The 1191-nt window shown below is 66.1% G+C and carries 1 protein-coding gene; it reads right to left on the bottom strand.

The window, feature by feature from the left end:
- Positions 1 to 45: 45 nt before the first annotated feature.
- A partial coding sequence (locus JMF90_RS37875) for an ABC transporter substrate-binding protein (protein WP_201326423.1) occupies positions 46 to 1191 on the bottom strand: 1146 nt, incomplete at its 5' end.

Genomic DNA, 1191 nt, shown 5'->3' with positions numbered 1-1191 from the left:
GTACGGCGGCCCGCGGCGATGATCCGCGCGGGCAGGCCGCCGCGATTACTTCGCGAGCGTGCGGTATGACACGAGATCGTTGATCGGCCCGATTTCCGGCCCGGTCGCGCCGGGGCGCGTGGCGACCTGCACGACCTTCTCGAACATGATGATGAACGGCGAGTTCGCGAGCACGGCCTTCTGCAGCGCTTCGTAACGCTGCGCGCGCTTCGCAGGCGACGGCTCGACGAGCGCGGCCTCGGTGTCCTTCGTCAGTTGCGGAATGTCCCAGCTGTTGCGCCACGCGAGCATCTTGGTCGGCGACTGGTCCGAGTTGTCCGGATTCCACGCAAAACCACGCGCGTTGCTGTTCGGGTCCATGTAGTCGGGCGACCATTCGCCGACGAAGATGTCGTGCTGGCGGGCGCGGTACTTGCCGATCGCCTGCTTCGCGTCGCCCGGGATCAGCTTCACGCGGATGCCGCCCTGCGCGAAGTTCGCTTGCAGCGCCTGCGCGATCTCGAGGTACGGATAGTCGTTCGGCATGTCCATCGTCACGTCGAAGCCGTTCGGCAAGCCGGCCTTCGCGAGCAGCGCCTTCGCCTTCGCGACGTCCTGCTTGTACGGCCGCGCGTTCGACGCGCCGAGGAAGCCTTCGGGCAGGAAGGTCTGATGCACCTTGTAGGTCGTGCTGACGATGTTGCGCTGGATGCCGTCGTAGTCGACGAGCCATTTCATCGCCTGCTGCACCTCGGGCTTCGCGAGGTTTGGGTTCTTCGTGTTCAGGCTCAGGTACAGCAGCGCCGACACCGGCCACGACGCGACCTTGATCTTGCCGGCCTTCGACAGCGCGGCGAGGCTGTCGGGGCTCAGGTTGCGCGCGGCGTCGGCGTCGCCGTTCTCCAGCAGCAGCCGTTGCGCGGAGGCTTCGGGCACGTGGCGCAGCACCACGCGCTTCATCGGATACGGCGTGCGGTATTTGTCGAAGCGCTGCAGCACGATGGTTTCGTTCGGCGTCCACTTGACGAGCTGGTACGGGCCCGAGCCCGCGTCGTTGGTGCGCAGCCAGCCGCTGCCGAAATCGTTGCCTTGCTGGTGCGACAGCAGCAGCTTCTTGTCGAAGACCGAGGCCGGGCACGCGCTCAGCACGTTGAGCACGAAGCTCGGCGCGTACTTGCGGTCGGTTTCGAGCACGACGGTTTGCGGATCGAC

The organism is Burkholderia sp. E168m23 (assembly GCF_016586125.1).
In the GTDB taxonomy this organism is placed as follows: Bacteria; Pseudomonadota; Gammaproteobacteria; order Burkholderiales; family Burkholderiaceae; genus Burkholderia; species Burkholderia orbicola.
Note: the sequence above shows the minus strand (reverse complement) of the source record. Positions and strands in the feature narration are given on the sequence as shown.